The following is a 20,862-nucleotide window of genomic DNA, read 5'->3' as shown; positions in this document are numbered from 1 at the left end:
TAAAAGGCTTTGAGAGGAAGTAAAACGAGGTTTTTTACCAATACTTAACGCTTACCGTACTTATCACTATACTCTATCCAGAAATCTGCGTTTTCGATACCTACTTTTCTAGGATCAAACATTGGATCAAGTCCTAATTTTTTCTGTTCATCGTAGTCTTTTAGAACTTTTAATGCGGTTTTGCTAAGCAGTAGGATAGCAATGAAGTTTAAGTAACACATACTACCGAAGCCAATATCACCAAGTGCCCACATCATGCCGATTGATTGCACACTACCAGCAAAGCAGATGATCAAAAATACAATTTTTAGTATTGGCCTTAATACAGGATAACGCAGCTTGCTATCTAAATAGACAAGAGTAGTTTCAGCAATGTAGTAATAAGCTATCAAGCAGGTAAAAGCAAATAGGAAGATAGCAATGGCCACAAAGCCACTGCCATACTGGCTAAATACGGTTGATACTGCCGCTTGTGTAAATGCGGTACCAGCGGCCACACCTGGCATGTTTTCAACCAACGTCATGCCCTCTGCCGGAATGACATTGTACATACCTGTAGATAAGATCATCAGTGCGGTCGCAGTACAGACGAGAACGGTGTCAATATAAATCGAAAAGCCCTGCACCAAACCTTGCTTGGCAGGGTGTGATACTTCAGCAGCAGCGGAGCTAAAAGTCGCCTCGCCAGCACCGGCGACGTTGGAGAATACCGCGCGGCGTACGCCCCAAGAAATAGCAGTACCAACGATGCCGCCAAAGACAGCGTCCATTCCAAAGGCGCTCTTGAAGATAAGGGCAAACATGGCAGGTATGTTGGATGCATTAAAGGCTAAGACGATGACCATCATTAAAATATAACCAATCGCCATAAAAGGTACCACTGTAGCAGCAAAGCTGGCAATGCGTTTTACGCCACCAAATATAATAATGGCCAATAGCGCCACAATGATTATACCAGTCACCGAAGAGGGGATATTAAAAGCGGTCTGAAAGGAGTCAGCGATGGTATTGGCTTGAACGCCGGGAACCAATACGCCATAAGACAGACAAGTAACGGCAGCAACGACAATAGCAAAAGGCTTCATCTTAAGGCCGCGCTCAATATAAAATGGCGAACCACCACGGTACTGACCATCCACATCGTCTTTGTATACCTGCGCAAGAGTGGATTCAATAAAGGCACTTGCACCGCCCAGCAGCCCCATCACAATCATCCAAAATACAGCTCCAGGTCCGCCAGCTGCGATGGCCGTGGCAACCCCAGCAATGTTACCAACACCAATACGACCCGACAACGCCATACAAAAGGCTTGGAATGAGCTAATACCTCTATTTGAAGTTTGCTTGTCAAATAATAACTTGATCATCTCTTTAAAATGGCGGAACTGTACACCGCGGGTCATAATTGTAAAATAAATACCGACACCGAGTGCCAAATAAACTAACGCATCACTCCAGATATAGCCGACTATGGCGTTAATAATTGCTTCCATGACCTTACTTCCTTGTAAGTTTGACTAAAGAATTCAATTGTTTTGATATGAAATACGGTCACATTAAGCGCGTTAATATGACCGTACGTGTTGCGAATCTCTATTAATTGACCACCCAAATAGTCTTAGTCTGTGTGTATTGCTCTAACGCTTCTAGACCGTTATCACGTCCGCCGAATCCTGACTGTTTATAGCCGCCAAATGGCGTTGTGATATCGCCTTCTGAAAAGCCATTGATAGAGACAGTGCCCGCTTTGATGGCTGAAGCGACTCGATACGCGCGCTTGATGTTTTGAGTATAAAATGACGCCGCCAAACCATAGCTAGACTGATTGGCAAGACTAATGGCTTCTTCTTCAGTCTCGAAGCTAGTGACGGCAAGGATGGGACCAAATACCTCTTCATTAAACAAAGTCATGTCGGGGCTGACATTGTCAAAAATAGTAGGCTCGACATACCAACCGCTGCCCAATTCTGAATGGATGTTGCCTCCTGCAACAAGCGTTGCGCCTTCATCTTTGGTGGTTTGTAGATAATGACTCACCTTGTCGAAATGTGCTTTTTCGATCATCGGGCCAATGGCAGTACTTGAATCATAAGGTGAGCCAACTTTCCAGTCTTTTAGACCTTCTTTAAGTTTTTCAAGTAAAGCTGCTTTTTGGCTGCTATGTACGATCAAACGTGATCCGCAGCTACAGTTTTCACTCATGTTCCAAAACGCTGCAGACAAGATGTCGTTGATGGCGGCGTCATCAAGTACAGCGTCATCAAAGACGACTTGCGGGCTCTTGCCGCCGCACTCTAAGACGATTTCCTTTAAGTTGCTTTGTGCCGCGTATTGTAAGAACAGACGTCCGACTTCTGTTGAGCCAGTGAATGACACCATGTCGACATCCATATGCTGACCGAGTGCTGCACCGACATTTTCCCCAAGACCACAGACCAGCTGTAAGGCTTCTTTTGGCACGCCAGCTTCGTAGGCAAGCTCGGTTAAACGGTAGGCGGATAGGGAGGTCAGCTCAGCGGGTTTGACAATGACGGAGTTGCCTGAGATGAGAGCAGGGGCGACTTTCCAAGCGTACATTTGGGCTGGAAAGTTCCAAGGTAACACCGCACCGACGACGCCAATAGGCTCTTGTACGATGAGAGCTAAAGCGGCGCTGCCAGTTGGAGCGACTTTACCGAAAACTTTATCAGCGGCCTCGGCGTACCATTCAAAAGTCTCAATGGTCGCTGGGATATCGGTATTTAGGCATTCAGTAATGGGTTTGCCCGCATCCACACAATCTAATGCTGCAAGTTCCTCGCTATGTTCGTGCATGAGCGCACACCAGCGCTGCATGATGGCTTTACGCTCAGCTGGTGCTAGACGTCGCCATTCGCCATTCTCAAAGCTGTCGCGTGCGACCTTGACGGCAATGTCAACATCATCGGCGTTACCTGAGGCGATTTGACCGATGACGCTGTTATCAATAGGCGTGTAATTGTCTAAGGTCTCTGTTGATAGATTTTCGGCGGCGATTAAGTGACCCGCCCATAGCTTTTGTTGTTTTGCTTGCTCGAATACTTGCTCTTTAGTGATTTGTTCTTTAGTGCTCATTTTTCTAATCCTTGTCTGCTAAATTTGATGCCGTCAGTTTAACTAAGGCATCAAATTTAGCGTTGGTTATCCTTAACAGTCCTTTTACTAAGCTGAGTGCTATTTAGACAGCAATGCTAAAAACTCTGATTTCTCATCTGCTGGCATGTCCGTGAGTGGTACGCGAACTGAGCCAACATCCATAGTGCCGTTTAAGCATCCCGCTTTGGCCTTTTGGTTGTAGTTGCCAGACTCCATAGAATGAATGGCAGGATAAATCTCACTCATGATTTGCTTGGCTTTATCCCAGTCGCCTTGCTGGGTGGCCTCAAACAGAGCAACTTGTTCGGCTGGAAAGACGTTTGCTGCGCCTGCGATCCAGCTTTTTGCGCCCCAAAAGAAGAAGTCAACGGGTTGATCATCGCAGCCACAGACCACTTCAAAGTCATCAAAATCAGCTTGTAGCATACGTAGCGCATGGCTAAAGTCGCCGCTACTTTCTTTTACGCCGACGATGTTAGGGTGCTTGGCTAGATGAGCAACCGTGTCAAATTCAATGGCAACGCCGACGCGATCCGGGAAGTTGTACATGATGATTGGCAGCTCGCTGGCGTCGGCCACTTTTTCAAAGTGAGCGATGATGCCATCTTGCTCAGGTAAGCTATAAGGCGTCGCAGATAGCATGAGACCGTCATAACCTAAGGTTTTTGCTTGTGCGGCAAGCTCAATAGAATGATCGGTTGATAAGCTATTGATACCAGCAATTAAAGTGACTTTGTTTTCAGCACCTTTATTTTTTGCAGCTTCAGCAATAGTGGTCAATACCAACTCACGCTCAGCTGCCGAAAACGTGTAGTATTCACCAGTAGTGCCGCAAGCGACAATACCTGACACGCCTTTATCGATAAAGGCTTCGACCAGTGCCGTTAGTTTTTGCGCATCAACGTTACCGTTATTGTCAAATGGGGTAACGATTGGGACTAAGATTCCATTAATATTCATAAGTCTTTCCTTGTTAGTAGTGATTTAAATAATGGTGATTCAATATTGAATCGGTTGGTTTTTTGCTTGCTACACGGCAGTCATAAACTGCTTATTTGAAACGGTTAAGTCGATATGGTTTTGGATCTATCACAGGCGGCTCATTAAAATATAGTTCCGCGACCATGCGTGCGCTGACGACAGCTTGCGTTAGGCCCAAATGCTGATGCCCGAAGTTTAAAAACACCTTGTCAATCCTATCTATGATGGGTAGTGAATCCGCTGTTGAAGGTCGAAAACCCATCCAAGGCACACTGTCTGCTGCATTTAATGGTGCTTTTAACATGGGCTGCGCTTGTTGCAATAACATGTGAGCTCGCCTCATATTTGCTGGCGCGTCAAGTCCTGCATATTCCACAGTGCCAGCCAAACGCAAGCCCTTTTGCATCGGTGTCATAATAAAGCGCCGATCCATACTGGATACGGGTATCTGCAAACGCTGCGGCTCATGCGGTAGCATTAGATGATAGCCACGCTCGGTATCTAACGGTACCGTCACACCAGTGAGTTTCCTCGCCAATGTTTTTGAATGAGCACCGGCAGATAGCATGACCTTAGATGCTGTCATATCGCCTTGACTGGTGGTTAGACGAATACCGTCTGGATGCACGGCTGCATCCAGTACACGGCAATGTTCAATCGTATGACCCCCTAATTGTCTAAAGGTACTGTGAAGCTGTTTCATGACGGATTTTAGATTGGTGATGTGACCGGTATTTGGAAAGAACAACGCCGCCAACTGGTTATCTTGTAAGGCAGGCTCACGCGCCAACAGCTCTTTTTGACTGAGTAACTCATTTGCCACACCAATCTCGTTAAGACGGTTGCCATGTGCGGTTAATAACGACACGCTAACGGGTTTTTCAACCGTTAATAATGAGCCCTCAATATGTACCCAATCGTTTAGTTTCCACTGATTAGCAAAATCCTGCCAAGTTTGAATGCTGCTCTGATTAAGGGTCATTAATGCCTGATGAATGCGCTCAAATGGCTCAGGGCGCATGTTCATGAGCAATTGCATTGCCCAAGGCATTAAGCGCGGCAGATAGCGCCAGTCTATACGTAATGGCCCTGTTGGGTTAAAGAGCATGGCTGGGATATGGCGAAGCATACTTGCATCGGCAATCGGAAAAACCTGCTCGGCAGCGATATGACCGGCGTTACCTAATGATGCGCCTTGACCGACTTCATTGGCGTCGAGTAATGCGACCTTGGTGCCTCGCGCTTGTAACGTCACCGCAGTCGCAAGACCGATAATGCCGCCACCAATAATATGAATGTCGAAGTGTGAGGTGCTCATAGGATCTCTCGATAATACTCATGCATAAACATTGGCTGGCCAATTTATTGCTATCTGTGGTTTCGCATATGCTTAATAGTTTTTTAGCAATTGCTTAATAATTACATAACAAGTGTTTAGCAAGAAATGCCCCATTTGAATGGGTCGTCTTCTTGTACAATCAGTGTGGTCTCGGCGCAGACATGGGCATGACCACAGATGGTTGGGATAATCGTGTGCTCAGGGTAGGCTGTAGACTCTGTATTGTTGAGATCAGTGGCATATTGGTAGCTGCCGGTAAATACGCTGCCAACAACACTTTGTTGGCGCCAGATTTGACCAGGCGCTAACAGATCGTCAGCAGCAAGGCAGGCCAGTTTGGCACTGGTGCCGGTACCGCAAGGTGAGCGGTCGTACGCCGCACCTGGGCATAGGACGAAGTTTTTACTATCTGCTTGAGCATCATTGCTATCGGCAAACAGCTCGATATGGTCAATCTCGCCGCCGTTTTCGCCAGAGATGTTAGCAGTGATTAATGCTTGCTTAATTTGCATGGTTACTTGAGTCAGTTTTTCGACATTATTTGCTTGAATGTCTTGTCCATGCTCACTGACTAAAAAGAACCAGTTGCCACCCCAGGCAATGTCGCCACGGGTAAGGCCTAATTCAGGAACTTGAACCTCAACTTGTTTTTTGTAACGATAAGAAAGGACGTTTTGGATGCTACAGCTGCCATCATCATGCAAGGTTGTTTTGATTAAACCCACCGGGGTCTCAAACCAATGTGTGCCAGTCGTGATTTTTTGTTGATAAGCCAGCGATGCGACGACACCAATCGTGCCGTGCCCGCACATACCTAAATAACCAGCATTGTTGAAAAAGATAACGCCCGCTGTGGCTTTAGGATCAGCTGCAGGAAGGAGTAGTGCACCGACAAGGACATCATTGCCGCGTGGCTCTAGAATGATACTTTGGCGCAGATGGTCAAAGTTTTGTTTGAAATAATGCAGCTTATCTTGCATGGTCTCACCGACCAGCTCAGGAAAGCCGTCATAGACCATACGAGTAGGCTCACCGCCAGTATGTGAGTCGATAATTTTAAAGTTAAATAATATAGAAGACATGACGGGCATCCTAATTCATCCTTGAAAAAGTTACATTCCATTGTTTTGCAATAGAGCTAATGCAAGCATAGCTTGCAGTCATCCATTAATCCGCAATTGCTAAGGTCTATATATAGAATGGACGTTTTTGAATGGAGCGTCTTGCTGTTTTTTCATGGATAAATGCGTATTTCTGCATAGTATTCAGGTGTACACTAGTAAGGTTGTAATATATTTTTGGAGTAAATAAGACATGACTTTTTTTCATAAATATAGTCAGTAAATGCTGTTATATAAGCTTTGTGTCATAGAATATGAGAGTAATTGCGTATAGAGTTTTTTAACGTTCAATATGTGTGTTCAGCTTGATAGAACAAGGAAGCGCTATGCTTGATGAAGTAAATGAAAACACTGAACTTGTGATGTCACTACAAGAGAGTATTACGTCTTATTATCCAGAAAGTATGGATGAATTTGTTGGGAATATATCGCTATTGCTGCCTTTGATTGACAATTTCACCAAGATTGTCTTTTTTGTAAAAGATGAGCAGGCGCGTTACCAGCTGGCAAACAGAACGCTGTTAAAACGTTGTCAGTTGAATAAGCATGCAGACATTATAGGCTTCACCACAGAAGAGGTGTTTTCACATCATCAGGGCAAAGACTATATGGTGCAAGATATGAAGGTATTGCGCGAGGGAAAGTCGATTGTCGACAACTTAGAGCTGCACAGTTATGCGTCTGGTCAATTAGGGTGGTGTATTACCAATAAGCTGCCTATTTATAATAACAACCAACAAATAGTTGCGATGGTTGGAATATCGGTCGATATCGATGAAGATAATGAGCGTGTTTTACGTAAACACGCTCGCTTGGCAGAAGTTGCTCAGTTTGTACGAGCTAACCTCGATCAAAAAATCAATGTGGCTCAGCTAGCGGAACTGGCTAATTTGAGCGTGTCGCAGCTAGAGCGAACGTTTAAGGCAGTGCTCAGTATGTCGCCGCTGCAGTTTGTACAAAAGCTACGCTTGGAGTATGCGGTGAAGTTATTGGCTAATCCTGAAATGTCAGTGACTCAGATATCATTGCACTGCGGCTACAGCGATCACAGTGCTTTTAGCCGCCAGTTTAAGCAATTTACAGGCATATCGCCTACTCAGTTCCGCCACGCGTATTTGACACCAAAAACTTAACTTAATACCCAACCACCGCTGCATCGACAATACGCGGATCAGAGGAGCCGTAGACACCATTTGGCGTTATCATAATCGACTGTGTTGAGCCCATAGCGGCTTTTGGACTGACCGTGTGTCCCATGGATTCTAGCTTTTTGATCGTATCGATATTCAGTGCTTTTTCTACTCGTATCTCATCCGGTAGCCACTGATCATGGATGCGCGGCGCATGCGTTGCCTCTGCGATATTCATATCATGATCGATGACGTTGGAGATGATTTGGGTAACGGTGGTGATGATGCGGCTACCGCCGGGGCTGCCAGTCACGATATAAGGCTTATCATCCTTAAATACCAACGTCGGACTCATCGAGGATAGCGGCCGTTTATTGGCTTCTACGCTATTTGCCTCACCGCCTAGTAGCCCATAGCCATTTGGCGTGCCAGGCTTGGCAGAAAAATCATCCATCTCGTTGTTTAGTAATATACCCGTGCCGTCTGCAACCAGACCGGTGCCATAAGAGAAGTTCAGCGTATAGGTATTGGCGATTGCATTGCCGTCTTTATCCACAATAGAGAAATGCGTGGTTTGGTCGCTCTCGTAGGGTAGTGGGTTGTTGGCTTTAATCGTACTCGCTGGCGTGGCCTTGCCTGGATCAATCAAGGTGCGCAGCTGGTCGGCATAGGCTTGAGAAGTAAGGCCGCTGGCTGGTACATCGATAAAGTCTGAATCCCCTAAATACTCTGCACGGTCAGCATACGCCAGTTGCATTGCCTCTGCCATCAAGTGAATGGTTTGCGCGCTATTGTGACCATAGTCTTTTAGTGGATAGCCTTCTAAAATGTTTAAAATCTGCACGATGTGAATACCACCAGAGGAGGGCGGTGGCATCGAGACGATCTCATAACCACGGTAGTCGCCTGTCACAGGCGTACGAGCGATGGCTTCGTAATTGGCCAAATCCTGCAAGCTCATACTGCCGCCAGCATCATTGACCGCTTTGACTAATTTAGTCGCGGTCTCACCTTTATAAAAGCCATCAGCACCTTGAGTGGCAATGAGCTTTAGTGAGCGGGCAAGCTCTGGCTGATAAAGGCGCTCGCCAGGTTGATACGCGCTGCCATCAGGTTTAAAAAACACTTTTTTGGTACTGGGCCACTTTTGTAGGCGATCGCTTAAGGCTTCTAGTGACTCCGACAAGCCAGCGGTGACTTCTATACCATCTTCAGCAAGTGCAATCGCTGGTGCCATCACTTGCTCGCGGCTCATGGTGCCATGGTCTTCTAGCGCTTTGAGCAGTCCTGCGACTGTCCCTGGTACACCGACAGCTAAGCCATGAAAGCGAGACAAATCACTTACCGCATTGCCCTCCTCATCGAGATACATATCACGCGAGGCGCTGCTTGGGGCTTTTTCGCGATAATCAAGTGCCACTGTTTCGCCTTGCTCGGCATCATAAATCATCATAAAACCGCCACCGCCGATGTTGCCCGCCCGAGGTAGTGTCACGGCTAAGGCAAAACCCACCGCAACGCCAGCATCGACGGCATTGCCGCCGTCTTTTAGAATTTGTAGCCCTATATCTGAGGCCAGTGCTTCTTGAGTCGCGACCATGCCGTTTTTGGCCCAGACGGGATGATGAATGGCGTCCTCGGAGTAGATAGCTTGCTCGGTTTTTATTTTATTGGTTGTGGATGTCAGCGTATTGGTTTGCGCTGGTGTGATGCGCTTGGTTTCAGACAAGACCGTCGGATTGTCGGTCATGATGGCCAGATTGATCGCACTGGTGTTGATTGAGGTGTTATTTATCACATTGGCATCAGTTGGTGTTACTGGTTCAAGTGCGTGCGCTGATACAGATAGCAATAATGTACTGCTAGCAATGAGCATCGCAGATTTTAATGTGGTGATGATGGGTGGTTGAGAGTGACCAGACAGATTTGGCATGGCAAAGTCCTTTTTATGTGAGTGGTAAATTTTGGGTATTTCATAAGTCTGAGTAAGAGGTTTTTTATATATAAAAAATACAAAATATGAGAGGGCAGGTTCTAATAGATAAAAACAATACAGACTTTTGCCTAGAAACGCACGCTAATATTACTAAATTGTAACGCTTTGTGTTATAAGTATCATACGCGTTTATCCTTATTTTACCCATTAAATAAAGGCACCTTTATGTCATCTACTCATAGCAATCATCGCAGTCGACAGTCTGGTTGTAGGTCGCAGCTGCATGAGGTAACTGCGCCTGTGGCGATTTATCATAAAAACAAACATCGAAATTTATCACGTACACTGACGGCGACCGGTTGTGCGCTGCTGCTTGGTGGTACGTCATTGGTATTGATGGGCTGTCAGACAAGCGGTGGCGTCTCCTCAGGCGCGGTATCAGATGCGCTCATCGACTTTGAGGTCGCAGACAGTGCAGTAAACCAAGCACAGGGGCGCGTCTTTACTGACCGTCTACAAGCCAACTCTGCGCGCTATGAGCAACTGTTTGACCAGCAGAGCTATCCCAATACGGAGACTCAGGCAAAGACACGTTTGCTTGCTGCCATTCGTCAGCATCTCGCTAGTGAGCACGTGGCCGTCGCGCAGGCCAATTATCATATGGCACCCTTTATCGATCCAGACAGTATCGATGCTGGCGCGAGCAGTCTGCTAAGAACCATCATCGAAACTTATGCGTATCAAGAAGAGCAAGCGATAGACGACGAGGCTGCTGATGATAATAGTGAGTTTGCTGACAGGAGTTTTGCTGACGATGCAGATGAAGCGTTTGCTGATGATGATGAGTATAGCGCCAATACTAAAGACGATGGGTTGATACCGGGCGTGCAAGATGTCAAACCCAAGGCATTATTGAAGAGCTATGAAGCCATGCAAGCCGCCAAGCAGCAGCCAGTGGCGAGCGATGACAAACCGATGCCAACTACCGGCGTCATCGGTCAGATGCTTGCTATGTTGCATCGCACACCTGAGCAAATCGCTGCGACCAACGCCTATCAATATCAGCATTTGACATTTAATAGCGTCAGCCAATTCAGGCCCAAACAGCGACAGCTACGTAGCGTCTATAGTTATGACTATGTCAGCCCAACGCTTAGCTCATCCATACAGATACCGCTCGCACTGGATTTTAATGACAGTCGTATCACGGTAGACCCATCGGCCATCATGCCGATTGTGGCGCTGGCCAGTCCTGAAAATACCCCGCTGCCTCAGGAGATGGCCTCTTATACGGTCAGCTTTGGTCTGCCTAAGGGTATCACCGAGCAGCTGCCGCCTACGGTATTGTATGATGCTGCGCTTGCTGCGATACAGAAGAGTATGGCCGAGCTGGCACCAGAGTATTTCAGCGCCGTTGATATACGTAATGACGCATTTGCCAAAGAAGTGGGTGCCAGCCATGGCGTCAAGTTATATATCGGTAGTAAGCAAGGCGGTGAGCTGGTCGGCAAAATCCTAAAATATATGACCCAGTCACTACAAGAGCATGTCGATGCCAATCCGTCACAGTATCCTGATGGAGCGATGCTAAAAGCTGCACTTGCTAAGGCGAAGCTATACCATAAAGGCTATCAAAGCGCGGATGTCGGCGCACTGCTACAGCTGATTGAAGCGATCGGTCCCATCTCCTTTAATCAAACAAACTACTACTATTTGGATCGCGCAAATCAGCTACTGGCCAAGCAGCAACGGCTAAATGTCGGTAGCGATTTGATGGGTGCGACCACCAGCGTAATTAACCAAGTGCGTTATGATAAAGCCAGCTTTAACGACCATGCGCTCACACCTTTATTGGCCGAGTCTTTTGGGGCAAATGCCAAGCCTGCCATCGACGGCAACGCGTGGCTTGCGAAGATGCGCCAACAAAAAGACAGACTGCAAAGCGCTCGTTATGCACGCTATGACTACGAGTATGATGATGAAGATCGTTACGATGTTGATAATATTGATGAAGAGGGTAGCGTTGATGACAGTGGTAATAGTGAGGACTGGAACGACAACGATGAGGCATTGTATGACCATGCGGCCAAGTATGGCATCGATAGCAAGCTAGCGGATCAGTAGGTCTGTCTTGTTAACTCTCCCTATTAAGGATAAAAAATGAAAAAATCCCAGCAAACTCATACCAGCCGCCCGCCACGTGCATCTACTATTATCAATGGTCATGCGGTATTTGCCAGCGCGCTTGTCGCAGGCGCGGCGTTATTGACAGGGTGTCAATCGACCAGCCTTGGACAGTCTAATGCCATGACGGCTACCCAAACCTCAGTAGCTGCCAAAACAGCCGTCGCAAGCGCGCTACAAGCGCAGCGTCGCCAGTCTTTTCGTTATCATAGCAACCTTGAGATCAGTAATAAGCAGCAGTTTGACGGTATAACGGCTCAAAGCACTACCAACAATGGTGCTAACAACCCAGTCACTACTGATGATATCTATCAATACTGCGAAGATACGCATGACGAGGCCTATGCGGCATTATTGGCGCAGGCAGAAGAGCAAAAGCAAGATATATCGGCGACAATATATGACGCTCAGCGTGCAACCATCAAACAATCCTATCTAGCCTGTACGGATGCCTATCAAGCATGGCAAGACAGCCAATACGACAGTGAGGTAAGTGTGCCTGCTGATTACCAAAAGTTGTTTGATAATTATGACGCGCAGCCAACCGCGCAGGGTATCAAAAAAGCAAAGCTACTCGATGCCTATCTACTAAAACCGTTGTCTATCAACGCCCAAGGCGTGTATCAGCCGATGGCGGGCAAAGCGACCATGCTTGCCAGTGCCCAATACCAAGCGCGAAATCATCAAAGTAGCCTCAATCAACCGGTCTATATCGATTTTAAAAACGGTGATATTTATCTATGGGCGGACAATTTTGCGATGATTAACTCAAAGCTATTGGACGACAAACTTGGCACGACATGGCAAAACAAATGGCTCAAAGTCACGCTGGACGATGGCACGTTACCCAAAGGCTTTGGCAAAGCAGTGATCACCCATCATTTTGCCGCGCTCGATGCCGCATTTGCCGCAGCGCCAGCAAGTCAGTTTGAGTATGTCGCGGCCACGTCTTTGACTGCGCTATCTCCTAAGCTGCCAGCGCACCAGATGCCCGCAATGCTGGCAAGTGAGCAAGTGATCCGCCGTACTCAAAGCGCGACCAGTCACGAGCAGTCATATCAAGAGTATATGCGTGGTTTTTATGAGCGGATAAGCGAGCAGTATCCAGAGCTTGTCAATGACAGTGCTGATGGTGCTGACAGTGCTTCTGATATAGCGCCTGACATTTTTACCAGTAAGGCCTTGGTACAGCAAGTACTGACAATAATCAAAAACAGTATAGACGCCGCTGATGATACGGTCGCCAGCCGTACAGTAGATACTGGTGCAGAGACGCCAAACGTGCAAACGCTATACGGCATTGATGAACGTGGCCGTCTCATCTGGCAGCATCTGCGGCGTGAGTTTCCTAGCGAGACCAATCAGCATAAAGGCGTCGTGATAGATGCTATGCAGCAGTATTCTGCTATTCGTCCAAAAGACGCTGCATTTCCCAACTTACCAAGCGATGTACAAGTACCAAATGCGCGCAATAGTGTTGATGCGCGCGAGTATGGTCGCGAGCTGATGCAGTACTATCGCGATGGTAATGGTACGGCGATAGGCAAGATGGTATTTAAGGCGCTACCGCTGTCGCAAGAGCGTTTGGGCGGTACTGATTAAAAGGTATTGAGCTATCATCAGAATTATAAAAAAAAGCGCACCGTTATCACGATGCGCTTTTTCTGAGTGGTGTAGCGGGCAGTAATAACTACTACTACATGCCTTGATGCTGATGCGGTTGGCCATGCTGACCTTTTGTCATTTTTGCCATTCTCTCGTTTTGCAGTTTGGCAAGTTTGGCGCGTTGCTCCGGCGTTAGCACTTGCGCGATGGCGTGCTGGGTCTGAGCATGCTCAATAAAACGCTGTTTGACTTTAGCCGCTTGCTGATCCGCTAGGCGGTTAAGCGCGGCCGTATTCAACGTGCTGGCAGTAGTCAATGCCTGCATTTGTTGATGCATCTGCGCCTGTTCTGCTTTGTGTTGTGCGCGCTCAGCGTTACGATCGCCATGTTTGGCCTCCATGATGGCTTTGATTTGTGCTTGCTGCGTGGCACTCAAATCTAGCTGTGACAGTGGGCCTCGCATGCCGCCTCTCATATCGCCTTTATGCATGCCACCTTTGTGCATACCTTCTTTCATACCGCCTTGATGATGCTTTTGCATTTTGCTGGTGGCAGGTGCGGAGTCAGTCGTTGCATTGACACTGGTGCAGGCGGTGACAGCAAATACACTAGAGGTGGCCAAGACTGTGCCCATAAGTAGTTTTTTCATCATACAATCCTTTTATAATTTGAGTAAATAAACAATAAATACCTTATCTTGCCAGTATGGCGATAAGTGCGACAAGTGATTGATAGGTGCTATCTTACGACAGTTAAAGGTTGCGATACTTTATGAAGTATTAAGAAAGGTAACGTTTATGGCGTTATGATAAGTCCATGCCTGATAATATAGGCAACAAAGCGACCTTAGGCTTAAGGAGACAGCAGTGCCAAACATACTACTCGGCGATGATGACGAAGAGTTGACACAGTTATTACAAGAATACTTGCAAAATCATGATATCGATTGTGACTGCGTGCACGATGGTGAAGCGGTCATGCAAAGACTCAAGAATACCAGCACTGCCACCGCTTATGATTTGCTGGTACTCGATATCATGATGCCCAAAATCGATGGGCTCAGTGTGCTGCGGCAACTGCCGGACATCAGTGATATTCCGGTCATTATGCTGACGGCAAAAGGCGAGGAGATTGATCGTATCATTGGGCTTGAGCTTGGCGCGGATGATTATATTACCAAGCCTTGCAATCCGCGTGAGCTGTTGGCACGTATCAATGCGGTGATAAAACGCACCCGTCTTAGTGCTTCTGATAGTACGTTAGAGCACATGCCGTTACCTGAGAGCCGATTACATTTGGATCAAAACCAGCGACTCTGTCAGATAGACGGGACAGAGCTACAAGTGACAGGCACAGAGTTTGACTTGTTGCTCGCCTTGCTCAAGAAAAAAGGCGAGGTGGTGAGTAAAGCGTGGCTATCAGAGCATGTGTTGCAGCGTGAGCTACAGCCCTTCGACCGCAGCCTTGATGTGCATGTCTCACGCCTGCGCAAAAAACTTCAACCTTTTCATGATGAGCCGATCAAAGCGATTCGTGGGAAAGGCTATCAGCTGGTACTGTAATGACATATTCCGCAAATACTTCTACCTTTCGACCCAGAATCACGCTGTTTTGGCGGCTGTTTTTGAGTCTACTATTGACGATCTTACTCACCTCTATTTTGTCCATCGTGGTAGAGCGGATACTGGTTGAAAGAGCGCTGACCGCTCGTATGGAAGTGCAGATTGAGCAGTTGTTGATTAAACGCAATGAGCTGGCTGCCGCGTTGCAAGCGGGCGATTTTGCATCAGTCAGGCAGATGTACCGTGATGATCGGCGGCTGATGAGTCAAATCAGAGTCTATAACGGGCAAGGCGCTATTATCTTTCCGCGTTATCGAGACCAAGCGGACCGTCAAGACGACAGGCAAGTTATGCCGCGTGCGCCCATGCATCCGATGCCATCAATGCCTGCCATGCCAAACGTAGCCGCCGCACCCGCCTTAGATCATCACCGCTCTGACGATACTGCCAGTATGCCAAACAATACTCGCAATCCTTATTGGCAATCGATGATGTCTCAGCGCACGATAGCAGACCCCGAGATGCGCCCTGAGCTGGCGGATAAGACCGTCGCGCTGCCAGATGGTCAATCTGTCATTATACAGCTGCGTCCGCACCTGCGTTTTGCCGATGTCGTCGCGCTGCAACGGAATAATTTTTCGGTACGTTTGCTGCTAATTATCTTCTTTAGTGTCTTGGTCTGTGTTTGGCTTAGCCGTACCTTGACCCAGCGTATGCGCCGCGTCCAACATGCGGTACATCGCATGATTGCTGGCGATTATCAGGCGGATACCCAGCTGGCAAAAATGGGCGATGATGAGCTGGGTCTATTGGCAAAAGACGTGGCCAAGCTATCAAGGCGGCTGGCTGAGAGTGAGCTGGCGCGCAAGCAAATGCTTAGTGATATCTCGCATGAGCTGCGCTCGCCCTTAGCGCGCCTTGATGTGGCAACCGAGCTGACGCGAGATTTTGCCCCCAATGCCAATCGCTACCTCGACCGTATCGACAAAGAGTCTGCGCGGATGAATGAGCTGATCGAACAAATCATTCATATCCAGTCGCTACAGATGCAGCAATACACCACTGATAATATAGAAAATGACTGGGTTGATGTCTCTGAGATTATTAGTGAGATTGGACAAGATGTTTGTTTTGAATTTCAGCACAAAAACGTCCATTGGCACTGGCAGCCACCAACCCTAAAGTCGACGGTAAAGGGCAACCAAGAACAGTTACATAGTGCGCTTGAAAACGTCATTCGTAATGCTTTTATGCACACAGCAGCTGATTCAGCGGTTATGGCTGAGATTAAACCAGCAAAGATAGATGGCAAAAAACCTGCCATTCAAATCCGCATCATAGACGAGGGCGGCGGCGTTGCAGAGCAAGACTTGCAGCGTATTTTTCAGCCCTTTGTACGGCTAGACTCGGCGCGTCACCGCGACACTGGCGGCTATGGGCTAGGGCTGGCGATCGTCCATGCGGTGGTGCTGGCACATAAAGGCCAAATTGACGTTTATAATCGTCTTGATGGTGTCCAAGGGCTGATAGTGCAGATTATGTTACCTATTGGATTATAAAACGTCTCATTAATGATCTACATGGTTGCCACACCTTTCTAATAAGTAACGAATACCTGCGAAAAGGTGTGCTTGGTATCAGAACAATGAACGAGAATTTGTGAAAAATAGAGGTAATCTAATATAAATAAGAGATAATGAAAAGAATATATTCATTTATAAGAATATATTCCGATAAGCGGTAGTAAATAGCTGAAGAGTGACATGTACACTCTCTATATATTTGATATTATGAATATATAGAGAGTGTACAGAGTCTTACACGATGAAACTTTTAGGTTTTTAAACACTAAGAATGGTTACATTTGCGCAAAAAGTTTCATTAAAGCTTACCGCCGTGTCATTTTGTCGTATTCGCTCTCTACATACCGACTATGAGTTGGCTTCTAATAATTATGTAAGGGAGTACGCATCATGAACCGCATCTATAAAGTCATATGGAATGAAGCTTTAAATTGTTTTGTCGCCGTTGGTGAATATGCCAAAGCACGTGGCAAGTCCTCTAAATCTAGCGTCAGTGCCAATGCTCGTATTAATACCACAGCTACCACTTTTGTCAAAAAATGGCATGTGAGCGCTATAGGACTCGGTCTGCTGGCTGCTGGTGTCGCGATGCCACTACATACGTTAACGAAACTTGCACAGCGCGTAAAATCTTCTAAATTGAAAAACCACTGATGAGCTAGTATCTTTTGCCTAAAGATTCGGCTTAGCAGCAGTATTGTTCATTCTATCTTAAAGGTTTTTTATGGGTCAAATCAGTGACTGGGTACTCTCTATTACGGCGAAGTTTGGCTACTTTGGCATCATCTTTGCCATGTTTGCCGAAAACGTCTTTCCGCCTATTCCTTCCGAGGTCATTATGCCTGCTGCTGGGTTTGCTGCCTCAAATGGTGAGCTTAATCTCATACTTGCCATACTAGCAGGGACACTTGGCGCGGTACTTGGTGCGTTACCGCTGTACTATTTAGGCCGCGTGTTTAACGAAAAGCGCTTGATAGCCTTAACCAAAAAATATGGCAAATTTGTTTTTGTAAAACCTGACGATATCAAAGCTACCAATGAATGGTTCGATAAGCACGGTAAAAAAGCGGTATTCTTTGGTCGTATGGTGCCTGGTATCCGCTCGTTTATCTCGATTCCTGCCGGTATGAATAATATGCCGATGCTACCGTTTTTGGGACTCTCCGCACTTGGTGCGAGCATTTGGACGACAGGTCTGACGCTCGCGGGTTACTATATGGGCCAAAACTACGAGGTTATTGAATCGACGCTCGCCCCTTACTCGACAGGTATTGGCATCCTTATCGTGGTGTTGATAATCGGTTGGTTTGTAAAGCGGCGTTTATCTGATAAACACTAACAAACGCGAAGACCGATAATCACTAAGTGCTAACGCCTTGATTTACTTGTCGATAGCGTCCAGCCCTAAGCGCATCCAAGTAATCGCCTGCTCTTGATGCTCTGTCATCGCATTCCAGATACCGTCTTCGCTAAAGATAGAATGAGCCTCACCAGAGTGCTTAATTACGATAATTCTAAATTCCAGCTCGCTAATTACCATGACATACCCCATTACCCTTCGTAAAAAGGCACTACAGTCTCTTGAACAAGGCATAAGCGTGCGCACCGCAGCCAAGCTTTATGATATGAGTCCCACCACCATTATTAACTGGAAAAAAGACATCAGTATCAAGCCTATCGTCAGAGCACCGCGCAAAATACCTAATGATGCTCTAAAACAAGACATTATTGACTATCCTGACGCTTACTACTATGAAAGAGCTGCTCGTTTGGGCTGTAGTAAATCCGGCGTAGAAGCTGCCATGAAAGCGAGGATAAAGCAAAGCACTGCTTTGCCCGAGTGTAAGGGGAGAGCTATGCTCGAGTACCAGATTTCATAAGAACAAACGTATCAAAAAACTATTAAACCGACATGGTCACCTTATTCTATGGCTACCGCCTTACAGTCCTGATTTAAATCTTATTGAGAAGAAGTGGGCTGAAGTAAAAACGCTCAGGCAAGGCTGGGGTGAGAATAATCTAAATCATTTATTCAGCAATGTCTGCTGTTACAACTTTAAGTTGGATTGACTATATTTATTTAAACTTGCCCAAACAACATTACGCCATGTATTAATGAAGGGCCTAAGAATACCATAAACAATCCCGCTAAAATCATTGTTAAACTAGCTATAACGCCCTCGTCCTCATTGCGCTGACTTGCCCGGGCTGTACCAAAACCGTGTGATGCATTACCAAATGCGATTCCATTTGCAAGATGTGAGCGAATACGAAAAAAAGTCAAAATCATATCCCCTAAAATCATTCCCACCATCCCTGTAATTAAAGTAAACAATGAGACTAAAGAGGAAGATCCGTGAATTTTTTCAGATAAGTCTAACGCAAATGGTGTCGATATTGAACGGGCCATCAAGCTATAGGTCAAGGTCTTATCAAAATGGAACAAACCAGTGAATAGGTATATGCTTAAGACTCCCACCACCATCCCAACAGTTATAGAAGCGGTCAAAGCCAAAGCATGTTGACGTATTAAACGACGATATTCATAAATAGGTATAGCAAACGCAACTGTTGCGGGGGCAAGTAACTGCACAATCCAAGCTGTATCCTTCCAATAAGTATCATAAGAGATATTAAAGATAATCATTAATGAAAGCGTTATTACTGGAACCGTGATAGCTGGGTTTAGCCAAGATTTTCGATAGCGTACATAGATTACTTTAGCCATATAATAAGCAGCTAATGTCCAAATGAGACAAAGGATTGACCAGATATTCATTGTAAATCCTCACGCATTATCATTATTTTTTAAGTTTAATTGGGCTTTATGAATCTGATGTCGATACAATCTACGTTGCAAACGGTGCACCATAATAAAAGTGAATGCTGAGCTTAACATCACCATCGCGGTACTTAAGATAATTGTCAGCATTAATTGCCAGCCCTTACTGATAAATAGCGCCTTGTATTGAAGTATTGACATCATAAGTGGGATAAACATTAATACTAATTCACCCAAAACAAATTTTGCCCCCAGTCTGACCCAGTTAACCTTAATAGCACCACTCATTAATAAGATCAGCATTAAAAATACTCCTAAGACGCCTGAGGATACGGGTAAATGCAATAACTCAACCAATATCGCAGCACAATACCAGACAGCTGCGATAATAGCGCATTGCATAAGGACATGAAGCCATGATTGGCGACAGAACTGTTGAAGTCTAAGTTTTTTTTCAGCTACAAAGGATAGAGATAAGCTAATATTAGGATTACGCATAATAATTGTTGTTTGTTGATTAGAGACTACTTATTATAAAAATACCCTAGTCATAAATTATGAATTATATTTTTATTTTTATTCCCAATTTCTATAATAAATTTCATTATCCTTCCTAACCATGGTTTATTATTCATGATAACTTTCAAGCAATTACGCTGCTTTGTGACAGTCGTAAAAACAGGTGGGTTTCTTCAGGCTAGTATCCAACTCAATCTAACCCAACCCACCGTTACCAAATCCGTCAGTAACCTTGAAGAATATTTAGGCGTAGCTCTGTTTGATAAGCCGTTGACTCATAGAAAAAAGCGGCTAGTTAATTTAACGGAAATTGGCGAACACCTCTATATTCAAGCAGTTGATATCTTACAAAAGGCAGATAATCTTGAACAAACAGTAGTAGATTATCAGCAATTAATAGGTGGTAAGTTGCGTCTGGGGATTTCACCGTTAGGCAGTGAAATACTAAGCAAAGCTATTTTTAACTTTTACCAAATGCATCCTAGTATAGAAACCTCACTTATCGAAGATGGTGCTGAGTCACTTAAGCAGGCCCTTCTAGAGGGGCAACTTGATGTGGCAACATTGATGAAGCCGATTGACGATGATTTTGACTACTCGTCGATATGTTGCTATCCAGTGGTGGTCGTAGCAAATAAAAACCGTATGGGTAAGCGAAAAACCAAGGTAACACTTAAGTCACTATCAAATGCACCCCTAATTTTATTTACCTCCAATTCATCATTTACTCCAATGATTATAGAAAACTGTCAATCACTAGGTTTTGAACCTAATATTATTTGCCAAACCAATCAGTGGCACTTGCTTCTTGACATGGTAAAACAGGATATGGGTGTGACTCTTTTGCCTCAATATTATACTCAAAAGTTGGATTTGACAGGATTAGTCTGCTTGCCACTAACCCAACCTCAGTTAAAATGGGAGCTTGTCATGGCTTGGCGTCGTCATCGCTTGCTTACACCAAGTATGCGAGCTTGGCTTGATAACATAAGAAAAAATATATAAC

20 protein-coding genes are annotated in these 20,862 nt (G+C 45.8%); 10 read left to right on the top strand and 10 right to left on the bottom strand.

The window, feature by feature from the left end:
- Window positions 1-44: 44 nt before the first annotated feature.
- From JFC05_RS06210 to JFC05_RS06190, 5 genes are all read right to left on the bottom strand, one after another.
- A complete protein-coding gene (locus tag JFC05_RS06210; RefSeq protein ID WP_198336216.1) occupies window positions 45-1,493 on the bottom strand; it encodes an alanine/glycine:cation symporter family protein in 1,449 nt (482 codons plus the stop codon).
- 103 nt (window positions 1,494-1,596) lie between these two features.
- A complete protein-coding gene (locus JFC05_RS06205; RefSeq protein ID WP_198336215.1) occupies window positions 1,597-3,093 on the bottom strand; it encodes an aldehyde dehydrogenase in 1,497 nt (498 codons plus the stop codon).
- A 99-nt stretch (window positions 3,094-3,192) separates the two neighbouring features.
- Window positions 3,193-4,074 (bottom strand): 4-hydroxy-tetrahydrodipicolinate synthase, encoded by an 882-nt coding sequence (gene dapA, locus JFC05_RS06200; protein ID WP_198336214.1) that lies wholly within the window; start codon window positions 4,072-4,074, stop codon window positions 3,193-3,195.
- Between the two features lie 91 nt (window positions 4,075-4,165).
- The gene (locus tag JFC05_RS06195; protein ID WP_198336213.1) at window positions 4,166-5,413 is read right to left on the bottom strand and encodes an NAD(P)/FAD-dependent oxidoreductase; all 1,248 of its coding nucleotides are present in this window, start codon (window positions 5,411-5,413) and stop codon (window positions 4,166-4,168) included.
- Between the two features lie 116 nt (window positions 5,414-5,529).
- A complete protein-coding gene (locus JFC05_RS06190) occupies window positions 5,530-6,516 on the bottom strand; it encodes a proline racemase family protein (protein WP_198336212.1) in 987 nt (328 codons plus the stop codon).
- Between the two features lie 365 nt (window positions 6,517-6,881).
- On the opposite strand from JFC05_RS06190, the gene JFC05_RS06185 reads away from it, so the two are divergent.
- On the top strand, window positions 6,882-7,688 hold the full coding sequence (locus JFC05_RS06185; RefSeq protein ID WP_198336211.1) for an AraC family transcriptional regulator: 807 nt from the start codon (window positions 6,882-6,884) through the stop codon (window positions 7,686-7,688).
- A 1-nt stretch (window position 7,689) separates the two neighbouring features.
- Here the strand turns inward: JFC05_RS06185 and ggt are convergent, their stop codons facing one another.
- A complete protein-coding gene (ggt, locus tag JFC05_RS06180; RefSeq protein ID WP_198336210.1) occupies window positions 7,690-9,618 on the bottom strand; it encodes a gamma-glutamyltransferase in 1,929 nt (642 codons plus the stop codon).
- A 228-nt stretch (window positions 9,619-9,846) separates the two neighbouring features.
- On the opposite strand from ggt, the gene JFC05_RS06175 reads away from it, so the two are divergent.
- Window positions 9,847-11,745: a hypothetical protein gene (locus JFC05_RS06175; RefSeq protein WP_198336209.1), complete on the top strand. Its 1,899-nt coding sequence runs from the start codon at window positions 9,847-9,849 to the stop codon at window positions 11,743-11,745.
- Between the two features lie 36 nt (window positions 11,746-11,781).
- A complete protein-coding gene (locus tag JFC05_RS06170; protein WP_198336208.1) occupies window positions 11,782-13,407 on the top strand; it encodes a hypothetical protein in 1,626 nt (541 codons plus the stop codon).
- 94 nt (window positions 13,408-13,501) lie between these two features.
- Here JFC05_RS06170 and JFC05_RS06165 read toward each other — a convergent pair whose 3' ends face one another.
- Window positions 13,502-14,059, bottom strand: a complete 558-nt coding sequence (locus tag JFC05_RS06165) for a Spy/CpxP family protein refolding chaperone (protein WP_198336207.1) — start codon at window positions 14,057-14,059, stop codon at window positions 13,502-13,504.
- A 217-nt stretch (window positions 14,060-14,276) separates the two neighbouring features.
- Between JFC05_RS06165 and JFC05_RS12890 the strand changes: the two genes are divergently transcribed.
- The 4 genes from JFC05_RS12890 to JFC05_RS06145 all read left to right on the top strand — a co-directional run bounded on the left by JFC05_RS12890 (window position 14,277) and on the right by JFC05_RS06145 (window position 17,894).
- The gene (locus tag JFC05_RS12890) at window positions 14,277-14,972 is read left to right on the top strand and encodes a response regulator transcription factor (protein WP_198336206.1); all 696 of its coding nucleotides are present in this window, start codon (window positions 14,277-14,279) and stop codon (window positions 14,970-14,972) included.
- Window positions 14,972-16,531, top strand: coding sequence for a sensor histidine kinase (locus JFC05_RS06155; RefSeq protein WP_198336205.1), 1,560 nt, complete (start codon window positions 14,972-14,974; stop codon window positions 16,529-16,531). Before JFC05_RS12890 ends, JFC05_RS06155 begins: the two co-directional genes overlap by 1 nt.
- Before the next feature lie 414 nt (window positions 16,532-16,945).
- Window positions 16,946-17,209, top strand: coding sequence for an ESPR domain-containing protein (locus tag JFC05_RS06150; protein WP_198336204.1), 264 nt, complete (start codon window positions 16,946-16,948; stop codon window positions 17,207-17,209).
- Window positions 17,210-17,279: 70 nt separating this feature from the next.
- Window positions 17,280-17,894, top strand: a complete 615-nt coding sequence (locus tag JFC05_RS06145) for a DedA family protein (RefSeq protein WP_198336203.1) — start codon at window positions 17,280-17,282, stop codon at window positions 17,892-17,894.
- A 42-nt stretch (window positions 17,895-17,936) separates the two neighbouring features.
- On the opposite strand, the gene JFC05_RS06140 is transcribed toward JFC05_RS06145, so the two are convergent.
- Window positions 17,937-18,095, bottom strand: a complete 159-nt coding sequence (locus JFC05_RS06140; RefSeq protein WP_226941182.1) for a DUF4298 domain-containing protein — start codon at window positions 18,093-18,095, stop codon at window positions 17,937-17,939.
- Between JFC05_RS06140 and JFC05_RS06135 the strand changes: the two genes are divergently transcribed.
- Together JFC05_RS06135 and JFC05_RS12955 are read left to right on the top strand one after the other, a co-directional pair.
- Complete coding sequence (locus JFC05_RS06135) at window positions 18,094-18,435, top strand: IS630 transposase-related protein (protein ID WP_198336201.1); 342 nt, start codon at window positions 18,094-18,096, stop codon at window positions 18,433-18,435. The genes JFC05_RS06140 and JFC05_RS06135 overlap by 2 nt on opposite strands.
- Window positions 18,383-18,625, top strand: a complete 243-nt coding sequence (locus JFC05_RS12955; protein ID WP_198336253.1) for a transposase — start codon at window positions 18,383-18,385, stop codon at window positions 18,623-18,625. Before JFC05_RS06135 ends, JFC05_RS12955 begins: the two co-directional genes overlap by 53 nt.
- A 10-nt stretch (window positions 18,626-18,635) precedes the next feature.
- Here the strand turns inward: JFC05_RS12955 and JFC05_RS06125 are convergent, their stop codons facing one another.
- A complete protein-coding gene (locus JFC05_RS06125; protein WP_075102372.1) occupies window positions 18,636-19,334 on the bottom strand; it encodes an LrgB family protein in 699 nt (232 codons plus the stop codon).
- Window positions 19,335-19,343: 9 nt separating this feature from the next.
- Window positions 19,344-19,835 carry a CidA/LrgA family protein gene (locus tag JFC05_RS06120; RefSeq protein ID WP_198336200.1) on the bottom strand — a complete coding sequence of 164 codons (492 nt, stop codon included), beginning with the start codon at window positions 19,833-19,835 and terminating at the stop codon, window positions 19,344-19,346.
- 135 nt (window positions 19,836-19,970) lie between these two features.
- Here JFC05_RS06120 and JFC05_RS06115 point away from each other — a divergent pair, with 135 nt between their 5' ends.
- Window positions 19,971-20,861: a LysR family transcriptional regulator gene (locus tag JFC05_RS06115; RefSeq protein WP_198336199.1), complete on the top strand. Its 891-nt coding sequence runs from the start codon at window positions 19,971-19,973 to the stop codon at window positions 20,859-20,861.
- The last annotated feature ends 1 nt before the right edge of the window (window position 20,862 follow it).

Origin of the sequence: Psychrobacter celer (assembly GCF_016107555.1) — a bacterium.
GTDB lineage: Bacteria > Pseudomonadota > Gammaproteobacteria > Pseudomonadales > Moraxellaceae > Psychrobacter > Psychrobacter celer.
Note: the sequence above shows the minus strand (reverse complement) of the source record. Positions and strands in the feature narration are given on the sequence as shown.